The sequence below is a fragment of the Methylobacterium indicum genome (genome assembly GCF_017347565.1).
GTDB lineage: Bacteria > Pseudomonadota > Alphaproteobacteria > Rhizobiales > Beijerinckiaceae > Methylobacterium > Methylobacterium indicum.
The window spans coordinates 64,190-79,447 of the sequence record NZ_AP024146.1; the positions used below are offsets into that span (position 1 = coordinate 64,190).

The 15,258-nt window shown below is 59.9% G+C and carries 18 protein-coding genes; 10 read left to right on the forward strand and 8 right to left on the reverse strand.

The window, feature by feature from the left end; translation table 11 throughout:
* The first annotated feature begins 30 nt into the window (after positions 1-30).
* Positions 31-552: a hypothetical protein gene (locus tag miv_RS30585; protein ID WP_207183807.1), complete on the forward strand. Its 522-nt coding sequence runs from the start codon at positions 31-33 to the stop codon at positions 550-552.
* A gap of 19 nt (positions 553-571) precedes the next feature.
* On the opposite strand, the gene miv_RS30590 is transcribed toward miv_RS30585, so the two are convergent.
* Complete coding sequence (locus miv_RS30590; RefSeq protein WP_207183808.1) at positions 572-1,144, reverse strand: hypothetical protein; 573 nt, start codon at positions 1,142-1,144, stop codon at positions 572-574.
* Positions 1,144-1,455, reverse strand: coding sequence for a hypothetical protein (locus miv_RS30595; protein ID WP_207183809.1), 312 nt, complete (start codon positions 1,453-1,455; stop codon positions 1,144-1,146). The genes miv_RS30590 and miv_RS30595 overlap by 1 nt, the downstream gene beginning before the upstream one ends.
* Positions 1,456-1,965: 510 nt before the next feature.
* Between miv_RS30595 and miv_RS30600 the strand changes: the two genes are divergently transcribed.
* From miv_RS30600 to miv_RS30640, 9 genes are all read left to right on the forward strand, one after another.
* A complete protein-coding gene (locus miv_RS30600) occupies positions 1,966-2,541 on the forward strand; it encodes a thioredoxin domain-containing protein (RefSeq protein WP_244749126.1) in 576 nt (191 codons plus the stop codon).
* Between the two features lie 2 nt (positions 2,542-2,543).
* Positions 2,544-2,813 (forward strand): hypothetical protein, encoded by a 270-nt coding sequence (locus tag miv_RS30605; protein WP_207183810.1) that lies wholly within the window; start codon positions 2,544-2,546, stop codon positions 2,811-2,813.
* On the forward strand, positions 2,810-3,466 hold the full coding sequence (locus miv_RS30610; protein ID WP_207183811.1) for a DotI/IcmL family type IV secretion protein: 657 nt from the start codon (positions 2,810-2,812) through the stop codon (positions 3,464-3,466). Before miv_RS30605 ends, miv_RS30610 begins: the two co-directional genes overlap by 4 nt.
* Positions 3,467-3,714: 248 nt before the next feature.
* Complete coding sequence (locus tag miv_RS30615) at positions 3,715-4,575, forward strand: DotH/IcmK family type IV secretion protein (RefSeq protein ID WP_244749127.1); 861 nt, start codon at positions 3,715-3,717, stop codon at positions 4,573-4,575.
* Positions 4,576-4,584: 9 nt separating this feature from the next.
* Positions 4,585-5,880, forward strand: coding sequence for a DotG/IcmE/VirB10 family type IV secretion system protein (locus miv_RS30620; protein ID WP_207183813.1), 1,296 nt, complete (start codon positions 4,585-4,587; stop codon positions 5,878-5,880).
* Complete coding sequence (locus tag miv_RS30625) at positions 5,877-6,131, forward strand: hypothetical protein (protein WP_207183814.1); 255 nt, start codon at positions 5,877-5,879, stop codon at positions 6,129-6,131. The genes miv_RS30620 and miv_RS30625 overlap by 4 nt, the downstream gene beginning before the upstream one ends.
* 16 nt (positions 6,132-6,147) lie before the next feature.
* Positions 6,148-6,633 (forward strand): hypothetical protein, encoded by a 486-nt coding sequence (locus miv_RS30630; RefSeq protein ID WP_207183815.1) that lies wholly within the window; start codon positions 6,148-6,150, stop codon positions 6,631-6,633.
* Entirely contained in the window at positions 6,630-9,617 is a 2,988-nt protein-coding gene (locus miv_RS30635) for a hypothetical protein (protein ID WP_207183816.1), read from the forward strand. Before miv_RS30630 ends, miv_RS30635 begins: the two co-directional genes overlap by 4 nt.
* Positions 9,618-9,631: 14 nt before the next feature.
* Positions 9,632-10,027 (forward strand): hypothetical protein, encoded by a 396-nt coding sequence (locus miv_RS30640; RefSeq protein ID WP_244749128.1) that lies wholly within the window; start codon positions 9,632-9,634, stop codon positions 10,025-10,027.
* A gap of 279 nt (positions 10,028-10,306) precedes the next feature.
* On the opposite strand, the gene miv_RS30645 is transcribed toward miv_RS30640, so the two are convergent.
* The 6 genes from miv_RS30645 to miv_RS30670 form a co-directional block, all read right to left on the reverse strand.
* Positions 10,307-10,918, reverse strand: a complete 612-nt coding sequence (locus miv_RS30645) for a glutathione S-transferase (protein ID WP_207183817.1) — start codon at positions 10,916-10,918, stop codon at positions 10,307-10,309.
* Between the two features lie 89 nt (positions 10,919-11,007).
* On the reverse strand, positions 11,008-11,838 hold the full coding sequence (locus miv_RS30650; protein ID WP_207183818.1) for a glutamate racemase: 831 nt from the start codon (positions 11,836-11,838) through the stop codon (positions 11,008-11,010).
* A 92-nt stretch (positions 11,839-11,930) separates the two neighbouring features.
* A complete protein-coding gene (locus miv_RS30655; protein WP_244749131.1) occupies positions 11,931-12,200 on the reverse strand; it encodes a hypothetical protein in 270 nt (89 codons plus the stop codon).
* A gap of 246 nt (positions 12,201-12,446) precedes the next feature.
* Positions 12,447-13,049 (reverse strand): LysE family translocator, encoded by a 603-nt coding sequence (locus miv_RS30660; protein WP_207183820.1) that lies wholly within the window; start codon positions 13,047-13,049, stop codon positions 12,447-12,449.
* A 109-nt stretch (positions 13,050-13,158) separates the two neighbouring features.
* Entirely contained in the window at positions 13,159-13,878 is a 720-nt protein-coding gene (locus tag miv_RS30665; RefSeq protein WP_207183698.1) for a glutamine amidotransferase, read from the reverse strand.
* Between the two features lie 9 nt (positions 13,879-13,887).
* On the reverse strand, positions 13,888-15,066 hold the full coding sequence (locus tag miv_RS30670; protein WP_207183699.1) for a 4-hydroxybenzoate 3-monooxygenase: 1,179 nt from the start codon (positions 15,064-15,066) through the stop codon (positions 13,888-13,890).
* Between the last annotated feature and the right edge of the window lie 192 nt (positions 15,067-15,258).

The window sequence follows — 15,258 nt, forward strand, 5'->3', positions numbered from 1 at the left end:
CTCAAGAGACATGTGCGATGGATTGGACGAATGGGGATCGGATCGTTTCTCTCGGCGCGGCTCGCGCGCCGGGTCGGGCCGGAGCACCGCAGCTTCGCGGTGATGACCGGAACCGTGCTGGGCGGCGTCCACGCGGCTTGCCCGGCCTGCCGGCGCGGCCAGCTGCTGCCAGATCCCGGTTCTCCGGCCTTGCGCAAGTGCGACGACCCGGCCTGCGGGGCGACCTTCTCGCTGGCCGAGATGGGCCGCACCTTCGCGCTGGACGGCGCCGACGCCCGCGACCTGGCGCATGAGGCACGCCGGCAGGCGTTCGTCCTGTTCCTGGCGGCGGTGCTGATCGGCGTCCTGGCGGCCGTCTGGGCGGTCTACGCCCATTCCTGGCTCACGCTGCTCGGCGCCGTGCTGCTCTGCACCGTGGTGCTGGCGAGCGCCCTCGTGCAGCGCTACCGCGCCTGGCAGCTCGATCGGGGCCGGATGTTCGAGGCCCGCGCGCCGCTCGGCGCCTTCCTGGCGGCGGAGATGAACGGGCTCATCGGTCGCGGACGGCCCTGAGAAGAGGAGCGCGCGCACGTCAGCTTCCCCCGATCATCGAGCAGACGTTCGACAGTGACACGTCCATCTTGATCGTGTTGCCGACGAGGCTCGCCACGTCGTTGATGAAGAAGGCCAGCGTTCCACCGATGAGGTATAGGACAGCCGAGCCGGGTCCGGCACCGTGCTGGCCGGACGTGGCGTTGTAGAGCCGCATGCCGGCGATCAGCCACGCCAGCGAGCCCAGTGCCATGAAGAAGTAGGTGATCGCATTCTTGATGTTTTCGCAGGTCGAGGACCGAGGCGTCGAGCCGTAATTGAACATGTTGTAGGTGATATCGCCGCCCAAGACGAACGAATTGGCGAATTTCCACATCAGGACGGGCGCGACAATCATCGCGCTGCCGAGCACGAGCTTGCCCATGGCGCCGTCGATGGTCACCGGACGGTTCGTGAACTTGTGCTCGCCAGCGGCGACTCCGTAGAGGCCATAGAGGCCGATCGCCCCGCACACGATCCCGAGGAGCGCGATCAGAAGAAAGACCAGGTTGACGACGAGCGGGAATACCTCACTCAGCGAGACGAGGACACTCCCGAGGTCCGGAATAGCCATCACTGACTCCCTTTCGAAAACCGGGACTGATGCTCCAGTGTCTCGACACGCTCTTCCAGCTCATTGATGCGCGCTAGAAGCTCCTCAATTCTCAGGTTCGTCGGATCGATATCGAGATTTGGCCGACGATACGGTCGCTTCTCCTCAGCACTCCCATCATGATACTGGAATTTTGATCTTTTTCTATTCTGCGGCTCGGAAGTTGCCGCGCCATCCGGCGCCGCTGCCGCCAGGCCTGGCATTGCGGTCACGAGTACAGCCGCCAGGGTTGCATTTGTTAACAAAGCGTTAAGAAAGCTTTTCGCGGCCATGACTGCTTAATCCTTTCGATCTAGCCGGGACGCTTGCCTGAGCCCTACTGCAACCCGTGACGCCGGTTATGCGAGTCGACATGCAGGATATCGCAGTGAATTATAAGATATATAGCCTAGTTTTGTACGAACGATCGTGATGACGAGGCCATATCGATCCTCTATCCATGACCCTTATCTGGGCAAGCCAAGACGCTTCATTGACATGCCGGCTCCTTATTCGCAATAAGAGCGACACCACGAATTTTTCGACTCTTGCATGGCGTCATAGGTATGGAGAACGCAGTAAAGCACGTCGCCTGGGCCGGCTCTCTCGTTGCCTGTGTCTATCTTGCAACGTCTAACAACTGGCAACCGGTGTCGCTCCAGATCGTCGTTCCGGAAAACAATCCTCGAATGGCAGCGATTTCACAGAACAATTCTTCTCCTGTTGCTTCCGCCAAATCTGCCAGTCCGTCCAATTTGTTAGCTCTTCCTCCGCAGCCCGCCCCACAGATTGCAGCAGCCCCCGTGAGCACACCCTCCGCGGTTGCTCCCGCACCCGTGCCCGCTCCCGCGCCGCAGCAGGCGGGGACCGTCAGTTACGCAACGATCGAGGATCCCAAGGTCGCCCGGCAGGTGATGGACACTCTGGCCAAGCTCACGTCGGTCCTCGACGTGCCGCCGGGGACGCCGGAGGGCCAGACCGCGACGATCTTCTTCGATCCGCGCTGCCCGTATTGCCACGCTGCCTTCACCGCCCTGCATGGGCGGATCGCGGCGCGCTGGGTGCCGGTTGTCGTCCTGGGCGATCCCGAGGGCGGCAACAGCATGGCCGCCGCGATCCTCGCCGGATCGGATCGGGTGGCGGCGCTCAAGACGGCGTTCGAGACCAAGGGCGCCTCCTCGGCGCCTGCCGACGCGGCGCTTCTGGCCAAGCTCGCCGAGAACAAGGAGGCCTTCGCCTCGATCTTCGCGGCCTCCCCGGCCCTGCGCCCCGGCGTGCCGACGATGTTCGTACCGCGGCCCGACGGGCGGCTCGCGATCATGGTGGGCTACGAGCCTGGCGACGACGCCAAGCTGCGCGCCGTCCTGACCGGCAGCTGACGATGGCACGCCGATCCTCCATCGGGGCGTTCAGCCTGCCCTCGGCCCGCGGCTGCCTGTCGCCGTCGGCCCTCGCCGACGAGATCGAGGGCTACGCGCGTGCCTCGTGGTTCCTGGCCGGCGCGGTCTTCGCCTCGCTGATGGCGATGATGTGGCTGACCTATGCGTGCCTCAAGCGGGCCGACGTGATCCCCTACGTCGCCGACGGCGGCGTGTTCGGCTGCGAGGTGAGGATCGTCGCGCCGCCAGTTCCCGGAAGGCCGCACTCATGAAGTCGGCCGATCACATCAGGCGCGAGGTCGATGCCGGCCGGATGATGCTGCGCAACCAGTGGTACTGGATCCTGCTGCTCTCGCTGTTCCTGTCCCTGTCGCTCGTCGTCAACGCGCTCCTGTTCTACAATGCGTTCGTTCGCTTTCCGGTCAAGCAGTTCATCTGGACCTCGGACGCGCAAGCCGTCTGCGAGGCGATCCCGCTCACCGAGCCGAACATCAGTCAGGCGCGGCTGAAGGAGTTCGCAGTCAGCTCGGCTGTCCAGTTGAATTCTTACGACTACGCGAACTGGCGCCCGCTCATCAACAACGCACTGGCGCAGTCGTTCACGCCGAGCGGCCGCGACCGTTACCGGGCGGCGCTGCAAGAGAGCGGCATCATCCAGAAGGTCGTTCTCGGCTACCAGACCGTCTCGGCCGTGACCACGGACCCGGCCAATGTTGCCGAGGAGGGCAGGGCGGCGGGCCGTTACTATTGGCGCGTCGAGGTGCCGTTGCAGATCTTCTATCGCACGAACGTCGAGACGCGCGTCGAGCGGCGTCTCCTGACCATGACGATCGTGCGGATCGACCCCTCTCCGATCAACCCGAACGGCATCGCGGTCGACTCGGTGATCTCGACGCAGCAACTGACCAACCAGGTGGGGCCATGACGCCCATGATGCGAGTGTGGGCCTCGGGCTTCGCTGCGGCTGCCGTGTGGGCCTCTGCGGCCGTCGCCCAGGCTCCCGGGCAACCGGCAGCCGTGCCGGTCGATCCGGCCGCGGGGGCTGCCGTGCGGCGCCCGGCCGGCGTGCCGCCCACCGGCCTGGCGCCTGCCACAAACCCCTTGGCGGCGCAGGCTCCGCCTCCCAGCCCGCGCCCCCTGACCCCTGCCGAGCTCGAGGAGTTGCGCAAGCGCATGCTCGGGAACACCCAGGGCATGATCCTGAAGCCCGGCGAGATCCAGGAGGTCCGCCGCGCGGTCCAGGACGCGCAGGGCGCCGGCAACTTCCCGGGCCGCAACGGGCGCATGCCCCGGCCGGAGCCGCGGCTGCTCACCGTCACGCAGGAGATCAGCCGCTCGGCACCCGAGACCCTGCATCTGGCCTACGGCGTGGTCTCCCCGATCACCTTCGTCGACGCCAAGGGGCATCCCTGGCCGATCGCCTCCGTCGCCTACGATCCGCGCCTGTTCGCGCAGGACGGCACCGGCTGCGGCGTCGATGCCGCAATGGGATCGAGCCAGGTCGCGGCCGCGGCGGGAGCGGACCGGCCGACCTCGATCAACCTGATGCCGTGCCGGTACGACACCTGGGGCAACATCCTGATCCGGCTGGAGAACGTGCCCTACCCGATCCCGCTCATGGTCCTCTCCGGACAGAGCGAGACGGTGGACATCCCGGTCACGGTGCGGGTCGCCGGCACCTCGCCGTTGATACCCGTCAAGGTCGCCGCGGCGAGCACCGGTCCGGTGCGCAAGGGCGGCGGTCGCCCTGCCGCCCGCGGCACGGCCGCTCCCGACACCACGGCCCTGCTGCACCTGTTCGGGGCTGGCACGCCCCCGGCCGGCGCGCAGAGGCTCGTGGCGAACGGGGCGCAGGCCTGGCTCTACCGCGACCGGATGTACGTCCGGCTCCAGGGCAATCTGGTGAGCCCGCAGCCGGTCGCCTCGGCCGACGCGGCGTCGGGCTACCGCGTCTACGAGTTCCTGCGCCCGGCCTCGCGCCTCGTCGCCGAGCGCGGCGACGGGGCCGAGACCGCCATCCGCGTCGAGTTCTAGGGGATTCCGATGCTCTCACCCAAAGCGATCGCGGCGCTCGGCGGCGTCCTCCTGATGTGCGCCATCGGCTCGGCCGCCTTCATCCTGCGGGACGCGCCCGGGGCCGACCAGGGCGCGGGGCTGGCCTCCGAGATCCGGGGCCAGACCCCGAACCCGCCGAACGACATGATGAAGCCCGTCGGCAAGGCCGAGGCCGACCGGCGCGCCGGCGTCAACCAGCAGGCGGCGGACGAGAAGGCCGGGAAGGGCAGGCCCTACGTCGCGCCGACGGTGATCGCCGAGAAGCGCGGCGCGACGCTGGGTGAGCTGCCCGACGCCAATCCGGACCCGAAGCCGGCCGAGCCGCCTCCGGAGCCGAAGGTGGTCGAGAAGATCATCTACCAGGACCGGCCGGTCATCCAGACCGTGTACCGGGACGTGCCGGTCCAGCCGACGGCCGATCCCGAGCAGGTCGCGGCGATCAACGAGCAGATCAAGGCGCTGTTGAAGCCCACCCCGGGCGGCTTCGTGGTGCGCAACTTCGCCAAGGGCGAGCGGCCCAAGCCGCCGGAGCCGCGAGCGGCGGCGGTCGCCCCCCAAGTTCCGACCGGGCCGTTCGGGCCGGGCGTCCGGCACGCGACCGTGGCGCGCGCCGGTGACGTCGCCTACGCGGTGCTCGATCGCGGGTTCAGCAGCGACGATCCGGCCGCCCCGATCTTCGCCACCATCGTCGACCTCGACGAGCGCGGGCAGCCCGGGCCGCTCAACGGCATCCGGCTGATGGGCCAGATCGTCTACTCCCAGACGCAGGCCTCGATCCGGTTCTCGTCCATGATCCTTCAGGACGGCCGCCAGGGGCCGATGCAGGCGATCGCGATCACGGTCGACCAGGCCCGCACCGGCGTTGCCGAGGACGTCGACAACCACGTGCTCGAGCGCTACGGCGGCCTCGTCATCGCCGGCCTGATCCAGGGCGTCGGCCAGGTCGGCCAGCAGCTGACCCAGCTCAACACCCAGACCCTGGTCGGCAACGGGTTCGCGGTGCAGTCGGGCCGCGGCATCGACTGGCTGACCGCCGGCATGGGCGCGGCGCTGCCGGTGGGCCAGGCCATGACCTCGGCGGCGGCGCGCTCGTTCAGCCGCCCGCCGACCCTTTCGAGCCCGACCAACTTCCCCGTAGGCATCGTCTTCCTCCAGCCGGTCGTGGTGCCGCTCGATGCCGCCCGCGTCTCGGTCGGGGCCGGGACCGGCTACGGGCCCGATCCGGCCTACGGCGCTGGCTACCGGCCCGAGACCCTGCCGATCTCCTACGCGAGGAAGCCATGACCAGCTCAAAGGGCCTGGCCGACGTTCTGCGCGGCCTGATCGAGACGGTGCCGGTGCTGGCCTGGCTCGTGGTCGTGCTCACGGCGGTCGCCGGCATCGGCCTCGCCGGCTACGCGCTGGTGCGGGTCTACCAGGCCAACACGTCGGGCGACGGCAGCGCTGGCAACTGGATGGTCGCCGGAGTGATCGGCTGCGCCATGACCATCTCCACCGTCCTGATCGCGCAGCTCTCCTTCTATTTCGCCGACTGAACACGGATCGCAGGCGATGATCGACGGATCCTGGCATCTCATCGACAACCTCACCGCCAATACGGCGGCCTACCTCGGCGATCATCCCGTGCTGAGCAAGGGCGCCATCGCGTTCACCCTCGCGGCGGGCTGCTACGCCGTCGTGGCCGCACGCGCCTGGTCGGTTTCGATCTGCTCGGACCGGGCCCTGCGCCGGCTCCTGCATGTCTGCGCCATGGCGGGGGGCGGCTGCCTGTTCCTGACCGGGCTGTTCTACGACGGCCTGATGCGCGGCCTCGACGGTGCGATCACGTGCATGCCGCTGATCTACACCTACTATCCGGCCTCGATCATGCTCTCCTGCGCCGCGATGGTCTTTGCCGGCGCGCAGATCTTCTGTGCCCTGCACGTTCGCCCGGCGCCCCTGCTGCGCGGGATCATCCCGGGCCTGCTCGGAGCCTGGCTCTTCGCGCTCTGCGTGCCGGTCTACCAGTTCTCCGTCATCCTGCGGAGCGTCCAATGAGGACGGCGGACAAGTTCTGCGACCTTGCCGGCTTCGACCCGGAGCGCGAGGAGCCGGTGGTCTACGCCCATGACGGGTCGCAGGTCACTCTGATCGAGATCGACGGCATCCGCTCGATCGTCTCGCCGGAGGACTACCTCGTCAACGTGGTCGAGCGATTCGCCGGCGGGATCGCCCAGATCCTCAAGCGCCCGGGGCACCAGCTCACGATCTCCTACGAGTCGTCGCTCAACACCGCCAAGGTCATCGATCCCTTCGTCGAGCGGCAAGGCCGGCGTGCCCGCCAGAAGGGTTTGGCGGTCGAAGCCCTGATCGAGGAGGGCAGGGCGGTCCTCGAGGCGCGTGCGCGCTCCGAGACGATCCTGCTCGCCGCCTGGACCCGGCCGATGGCCGGAACGCCCGAGGAGGTCCGCCGCGAGCAGCGGGAGAACCGCCGGGCGTGGCAGGAGCTGCCCCCGGCCCGCGACGCCCAGAGCGCGTTCCTGCGCCTCGGCTCCCTCGACGGCGTCCACGCGGCGTTCGTTCGCCGGGTCATGGAGGCGCTGGGCGAGGCCCGCCTGCAAGGGCGTATCGTCGGGCCCGACGACCAAGGGCGCCGGCGCGACCTGGAGCAGATCCGCGCCGCGGTCCTCTACCACGAGACCCCCGACGGCTGGACGCCCTACGGGCCGGGCACCCGGCGCTACCCGGGCGCCAAGGAGCGCCGCGACGATGACGTCAGCGACTTCTTCACACCGACGGTCGCGCGCCAGATCATGACCTCGAACGCGGTCGCGTCGAGCAACATGCGCGCCCTCGACATGGGCGGGCGCCGCTACGCGCTCGCCGTGATGCGGATGTTCCCCTCGACCATCCTGCCGTTCAACCGGCTGCTCGACTCGCTCCTGGAGAGCGCGACGCGCACCGCCGACATGCCGTTCCGGGTCTGCTTCCACCTCGAGGCGCTTCGGGATGCCGATGTCGGCTTCAAGTTCAGGAAGGTGGTGGCAGGCCTCCTCGCGTTCGCGAGCCCGAGCAACAAGAACCTGTTCCGGGCCCTGCGCCAGCTCGAGGAGGTGGTCGAGAAGGACGGCGAGGCGATCGTCAAGGGCCGCGTCATCGCCACGACCTGGACCGAGCCGGGCGAGGATCCGGGGCTGCTGGAGCGCCGCCGCTCCTACCTGATGAGCGGGATGATGACCTGGGGCGAGGCGGTGATGACCGACGCCCCGTACAATCCCCTGCGAGCCCTGTGCGAGACCGTCGCCGGGATGACGGTCCAGGCCGCGGTCCCGCCGGGCTCGATCGCGCCGCTGGGCGATCTCGCGGCGATGCTGCCGTTCCACCGCACGGCGCCGATCTTCAAGCAGGGCCAGAGCCTCCTGGTCACGCCCGACGGCAAGCCGGTGCCCTACGAGGCGCTCTCGGCCGAGCAGCTGTTCTGGCTGACCCTCATCTACGCCACGCCCGGATCGGGCAAGTCGGTGCTGATGAACCGGCTCAACGTCGAGTTCGCGGCGTTCAGTGCGGGTGCGGCGCTGCCGTTCCTCGCGGTGATCGATGTCGGCGTCAGTTCCAGCGGTTTCATCGAGCTGGTGCGCAATGCGCTGCCGGTGGAGCGCCGTCACGAAGCGTACTACGTGCGGCTCCTCAACACGCCCGACTACGCGGTCAACTTCCTCGACCTCGGGCTCGGCCGGCGCATGCCGCTGGAGCGCGAGCGGAGCTTCATCGAGAACTTCCTGACGACGCTCCTCAACGTGGCGAATGCGGAAGTGGCGCTCCTGATCCCGCGCCTGATCACGCGGGTCTACCAGCTCAAGAGCGACCTCCAATTCTCGTCCTCGCCGGCGGTCTACCAGCCCAACGTCGATCCCGAACTCGACCGTGTGATCGCGGATTACGGCATCAAGGTCGGTGACCGGACGCGCTGGTGGAGCATCGTGGACGCGCTGGTCCAGCGCCGGCTCTACCCGGCCGCGCAGCGGGCGCAGCGCCACGCGATGCCGCTGCTGGAAGATTGCTCACGGGTCCTGGCCGAGCCGATCATGGTGCAGGACTTCACCCCGGAGCTGATCCGGCACGTCCAGCGGTCGCTCGAAGCGGCAATCGAGAAGTTCCCGATCTTCGCCCGCCCGACCCGGCTCGACCTCGGCGAGGCGCGGGTGGTGTCGATCGACCTCCAGGACGTGGCGCAACGCCACAAGTCGCCGGAGGCCGAGCGCACCAACGCGCTGTTTTTCATGATCGCGCGGCACGTCTACCTGTCGAAGATCTCCGGCTTTGCCGAAGAGATCGCAAAGATGGATTTTCCGCCGGAGGACGCGATCCGCACGGAATACGTCCGGTACTGGCAGGCGCGCTACCACGAGGTGGCCGAGACGCCCAAGCGCCTGTGCATGGACGAGTATCACCTGACCGGCGGCGTCGAGACGATCGCCAAGCAGGTGATGTCGGACGCCCGCGAGGGCCGCAAGTGGGGCCTGGAGCTGATCCTGGTGTCGCAGCTGCTCGCCGACTTCGCCACACTCGCCGACATGGCCTCGACAGTGCTGGTGCTGAACGCGGACTCGAACGAGATCCGCGAGCAGGCGCGCGTGACCTTCGGGTTCGACCAGGCGGTGAAGTCTGCGCTCGAGCGCCAGGTCCACGGCCCGCAAGGGCGGCGCGGCGCCAACATCCTCGCGCGCTTCAAGCTGCGCGAGGAAGAGCGCTGGATCGTGCTCAACAACTCGCTCGGGCCCGTGATGCTGTGGGCCCTGACCACCAAGGCAGAGGACCGCCTGGTGCGCGACGAACTGTACCGCCGGATGGCGGTCAACGAGGCGCTGCGCATCCTGGCTGCACGGTTTCCCGATGGCACGGCCATCGAGACGTGGAGCCGGGTGTCCGCGCATGCGCGGGCCGGTGAGGACCGGATCGCAAAGACGATCGTCGATCAAGTCTTGGGGGAATTCATGAGCGAAGTTCGACCCCAGATCGGCCGATCCAGAACCGCAGCATGACAATGGAGGTCTCAATGAACGTCAAGGATATTTACTACCGGGCTCTGGCGAGCGTTACGATGGTGGGTCTGAGCGCGATGTCGGCGTTGGCTCAGACCTCGGGCGATCCGTCGGCGCCGATCGACTTTCTGAAGACGGCACGGCAGAAGGCATCGAGTTCTGCGCTCAACGCCTCCTCGATCGCCACCGGTGGCAACAACGCCGGCATCGTCATCTCGATCATCTTCGCCGTGGTGGGCATCGGGCTTGCCGGCATCTCGGGCGTGAAGCTCTACAAAAGCTCACAGGACGACAACGCCCGCGAGGATGCCGGCCGGTCGCTGGCCGGTCTAGTCGTCGGCTCCGGCGTCACCATCCTGGGCGTCATCATCGGCGTCGTGACCACCTACATGACCGGATCGGGCACCTGACGGTCTTCCTGGCCGGTACAGCGTGAGGCGACAACAGCGCCGAGCGGATATCTCCGCTCGGCGCCTACTGTTGAAAGATCTTAGTAGGTCGTCACCTTGGAATGAAGGTTTGGGTATCCCAACAGCACCGGACCAAACCGGCCACCTACCGCACCGTGGCGCTATGCAAGGCGCTGGCAAGGAACCGGCCACCGCCTTCACCGCAACGCTGCACGCGATGGATACCCGAAACTCACACCACCGCTGAACCGTCCCAGCCCAAACCACTAAGCAATCACCTCATTTAAGAGGCGTTGCTATGAATTCTGGAAGCCGCTCCAATCTATCAGAAAATGCACTAAGAGCAGCATAAGAACTAATATCAATCAAATCAGACACCCGAAATTGGGTAAAGCGCCAAGCCACAGCAACAGTCACATCAGCCTGAGAAATATAATCGCTCGCAAGCCATGGATCCGCATTTGCAGCTTCTGCGTCCAGAAATTTCATAGCAGAATGCATCTGGTCTTTAAGCCGCTGAAACCAGGGTTGATATTGATGCTCAATTGGTCGATTGCGTTCATATTCGATTTGTACAGCTTTTTCGCACACTACCAGACCTAATCCAATCAGCGAGAGGGTCTTTTTATACTGAATGTTGTCTGAAGGAATAAGGCTCCGATCTGAACCACCAAAGGAATTTATATAATCGAGAATGAGAGATGACTCCATGATCATACTTCCATCGTCGCACAAAAGCGTGGGGGCTTTGACCACCGGGTTGATATAGCGGAATTCCTCAAGATCTCTGAAAACCGAAAGTTGTCGATGTCTGTGATTTATTCCCATGAGTCGCATCGAAATAGCAACGCGACGCACATAGGGTGATCCCATCATACCGATAAGTTCCATTACGATCTCCTCTAGTTCAGACGTATAGATAAGCACTGAAGACGCCCAAATACTTTATACAAAGGAACGCCCTCTACAAGATTGCATGTTTAAGCTGCCTCAAAGACAACTTTCCTCCCATAGAACAAAGTGGCTCTTTCGGAAGCCGCGCGAGGATCCCCTGTTGTATACATTCTAGCAGGCTTACCGGTCATTGTGAGATGTTTAGGATGGGACCAAACATATCTGGATAAATGACGGGCGCATGCAATAGGTTGTGAAACAATTCGAGTCGAATTTGGCAATTCAGATTTCCATATGTGCTCAACTAGAGAGTAGTGGGTACATCCTAAAACACACACGTCCGGGGCCGCGTGAATTTTTTTTAACAAATTATTAACAAACAATCTTATCATTTCTCTCAAATTTTCTTCGCTTGAGCCGTTCTCAATGAGCGCGGCGAGACCATTGCATATTTGTTGATGTATCAGAGCATCTGGTCTGCAAGAATGTATTTCCGATACAAAAACACTTGAATTTACAGTGTATTGGGTCGCAAACACTGCAATATTCCTTGTTTTTCTCTTCTGTTTTTCGGAACTATCTAGCAAATTAAGCACCTCTCCTACGGTCGCCGCAACTGGCTCAACAACTCCGATCACTTCTCTATTTGGGTGAAATGTCGGTAGCCATTTATCTTGGATTTTTTTTAGCCCAACTGCGACTGCCGTATTACACGCAATTACCACTAACGAACAACCCAGTTCAAATAGTCTTTCTAGTGATTGTGTGGTTAAAGCGTAAAGCTCGTCCGGTGTTGCGATGCCATAGGGCGCGCTCATATGGTCGCCAAGGTAGATAAACTCCTCGTCTGGCATACTACTCTGAAATTCCCTAAGTACTGCCAGGCCACCACTGCCAAAATCGAAAACGCCTATCATAACACCACCTCGTTTCAGGTTAGAGTTGATGCAACATTACCCCTGAATATATTTGGCAATTATCTAATCGCCACCTTACTCAGATTCAATGATTATTTATTCTTAGTGATCAATGTAGAAAGGTATTCATTTATAGACCGAAGATCGCGTATGGTCCATGTATGTGAGGGGAGCTTATAACCGTTGTCTCTAAGCGTCTTCGGTATGAGGTCTCCATTTGGTCGCAGCACGATAGATGAAATGATGACTCCGGGATATTGCGACAGCCGTGCTCGGAACGCTGGCGTGGTTAAATCGGGAGTCGCAGGCTTACTGCTGTGAGCAAGCGGCCCCGAGCCCCTTGCATCTACCCCATGGCACATGGCGCATCGATCAACAAAAAGCTTTTCACCAGCGCCTCCAAATACAACGCTAGGCAAAGCAAAATATAAAAAACCCGCCGTTACATAAGATAATAATTTAATTCCCGTCATGGAGATCCTCCTTTATACTAGCCGCTTGCAGCCATCACGATTTCCTAATACTATGCAACCGCCTTTATCAAAAATCGCATGCTTTCTGCCGCATAAGCTGAAATTTTATAATTTTGCTTTTTTAAAAAATGTATCTCATAATGAGAACGCGATTGCGAGAGCGACTATAACGTATAAAATAGATGTGACCACGCTCATTCGGCGTTTAGTGCTAAAAATTTTAACTGCTTGTCCTGCTAAAAGCATGTATCCTGCGTATACCAATGTTGACACAACTATCGCTGTCGCCACTAGTACGGTACATTGCGGAATGTATGGAAGCGAAGGGCTAATAAATGTTGGGAAAAGAACAATATTTGTTATAATTCCCTTCGGATTTGTAAATGATACAAAAACCGCTCCTGTGAACATTTGAATTTTTGTGTAATTGACTGGCTGAACTGTTTTGACTAAGGAAGACGCTGAATACATCTTCCATGCCATGTATAAAAGATACACAACCCCTAAAATCTTCAGTGATATCAAAATATTTTGATTATCCCTTATTACAATACCCAATCCAGATAAGACTATAGCAGCATGACCACCACTCGCCAGACCGAAGCCAATCGCCCCGGGGAAGGACTTTTTAAAGCCATGATCCAAGGCTTGCGCCGTTGCAAAAGCCACATTAGGACCAGGCAATATTGCTGCGGAAAGGAATACAATCAAAAATAGTGCCCAGAGATGAAAATCCATCGCGCCTCTCCACCCAACCATACATTCTCACAGATTGGTTTAATCGTACTTATATCAAGTTTTTATAGCCATTTATCTGATAAAGATGCTAAGGCATCTGATTTTTTATCTATGAAGAATCCTCGTTATTGAGCCATCTAGGTAGAAACGCCTTAATCCATTGAGCGACATTTTGGTCGTACAAATGCCAGTCAGAGAGATGCTCCGACGACGGTTTCGCCCCAGGCATTCTCAAACGCTCGCCCCCAAGCCGGGTCCACCGATCGATAGTCATATATGTAACCTCAGGATGAAACTGTATGGCGAAAGCATGACTTCCATATTGATACGCTTGAACAGGAAATGTTAATCCTTCGGCCAACAATGTCGCTCCATAAGGCAGGTCACATCCTTCACTGTGCCACTGATAAACCATCTCAGGAAAAAGGATATTTTCTTCAGAAGTCAATTCTTGCGCTTGAGGAAGGGGTATTATCGGATAATACCCTGCTTCTATAGCACCATTTTCTAATTTGTATACTTTTGATCCCAGATGTCGCGTAAGTAGTTGAGCGCCGAGGCAGATGCCGAGGTATGGCTTGTTTTCGCCTAAAGGTTTTGATAGCCAAGCTATTTCTTCACGAATGTACTTTTCGCTGTCGTTGGCGCTCATAGGGCCTCCAAATACGATTGCTCCGGCGTGCTCCACCATGTTTTCGGGCAATACATCGCCAAATCGCGGTCTGCGAACGTCAAGTTGGCAACCAAGCTCCTCCAGTAGTCGACCCACCCGACCGGCTGTCGAATGCTCCTGATGCAATATCACAAGTACCCGTTTAGTAGCCGTCATGATTATTCTCTAAATCCAAAGGCTTGACGGTGCAGGTCCTACGTATGATCTAGCGAAGTGCCTCGCCGCATGTTCTGAAGTCATTGCGGAGTGTAAATCGGAAATTTGAAGCCTATGGTTAAATCGTGGATTGCACTCACTTCGATGAAGCACACGCACCATCCAATCCGAAAAATGCATATCTCGCCAGATTTGCTCAAGAGCGCATGTCGAATATGCAGTTAACAAGTCTTCTTGTTTTCGGCTATAGTAACTATCGAAGCCGCGAGCTAGCGTTCTAGCATCTGCCAACGCGAGATTAAGGCCCTTAGCGGCTGACGGCGGAACGATGTGTGCTGCGTCCCCTGCCAGAAAGAGGCGCCCATGCTGCATCGGTTCTGATACGTAAGCTCTAAGTCGCACGATAGTTTTTTCGATAAAAATTCCATTCTCGAAAGAAGCGGCCCCTCCTTGTAAGCGGCGCCTTAGTAGATCCCAGGTCTTTTCGTTGGACCATTCTCTTGGATCCTCATCTACACCGCTCTGCAAATAAATCCTAGAAATACTGGGCGATCTCATTGTACATAAAGCAAGCCCCGACTCATGATTGGCGAATATTACGTCAGCAGAAACTGGGGGCATTTGTGCAAGAAGAGCTAGCCATGCGAACGGGTACTCGTGTTCAAAGTGTGTTAGTGCGTTTGAAATGTGCGCCCGACTAACTCCATGAAAGCCGTCGCAACCAACGACAAAATCGCACTCCAAAATCCTCCGTTGATTATTATGACAAAATGTAATTTGCGGAGAATTACTGTTGATACCGTGTATTTCTATATCTGAAACTTCATAAAATGAAATTTCCCCCGCCTTATGTCGTGCATTTATAAGATCTTTCAAGATTTCTTGCTGACTGTAAATTGTAACGGTCTGCCCTGTCAAAGCGTGAAAGTCCAGATACCTCGCTTCATCATCGTATTGAAATTTAGCTCTTGTATGAATAATTCCCTCAGCAAAGACCCGAGAGCCCACGCCCGCATCGGTGAGAAGCCGTACAGTCGCCTCCCCGATCTGGCCAGCTCGAACACGCTTTTCGGTATAGCTCTGAGATTGCTTTTCTAGAACAACATTTTCGATTTTCATCATCGATAAAAGCTGCCCTAACATCAAGCCCGCCGGGCCAGCGCCGATGATACCTACTTTTGTTTTCACGTCTGCGCTCCTTGTATCTAGTCCCAGTGATGGAGGACATCTCAGCGTTAGACTTGCAAGATCATATACTATCATTTATCACGTTTTGCTTAGATTTATTCGATCCGATTGGTGTACAACAAAAAAATCGCAACCAATAAATCAATAAAACTATAAAACTATTTAATAATATCTATTTTTGTATTATTTATT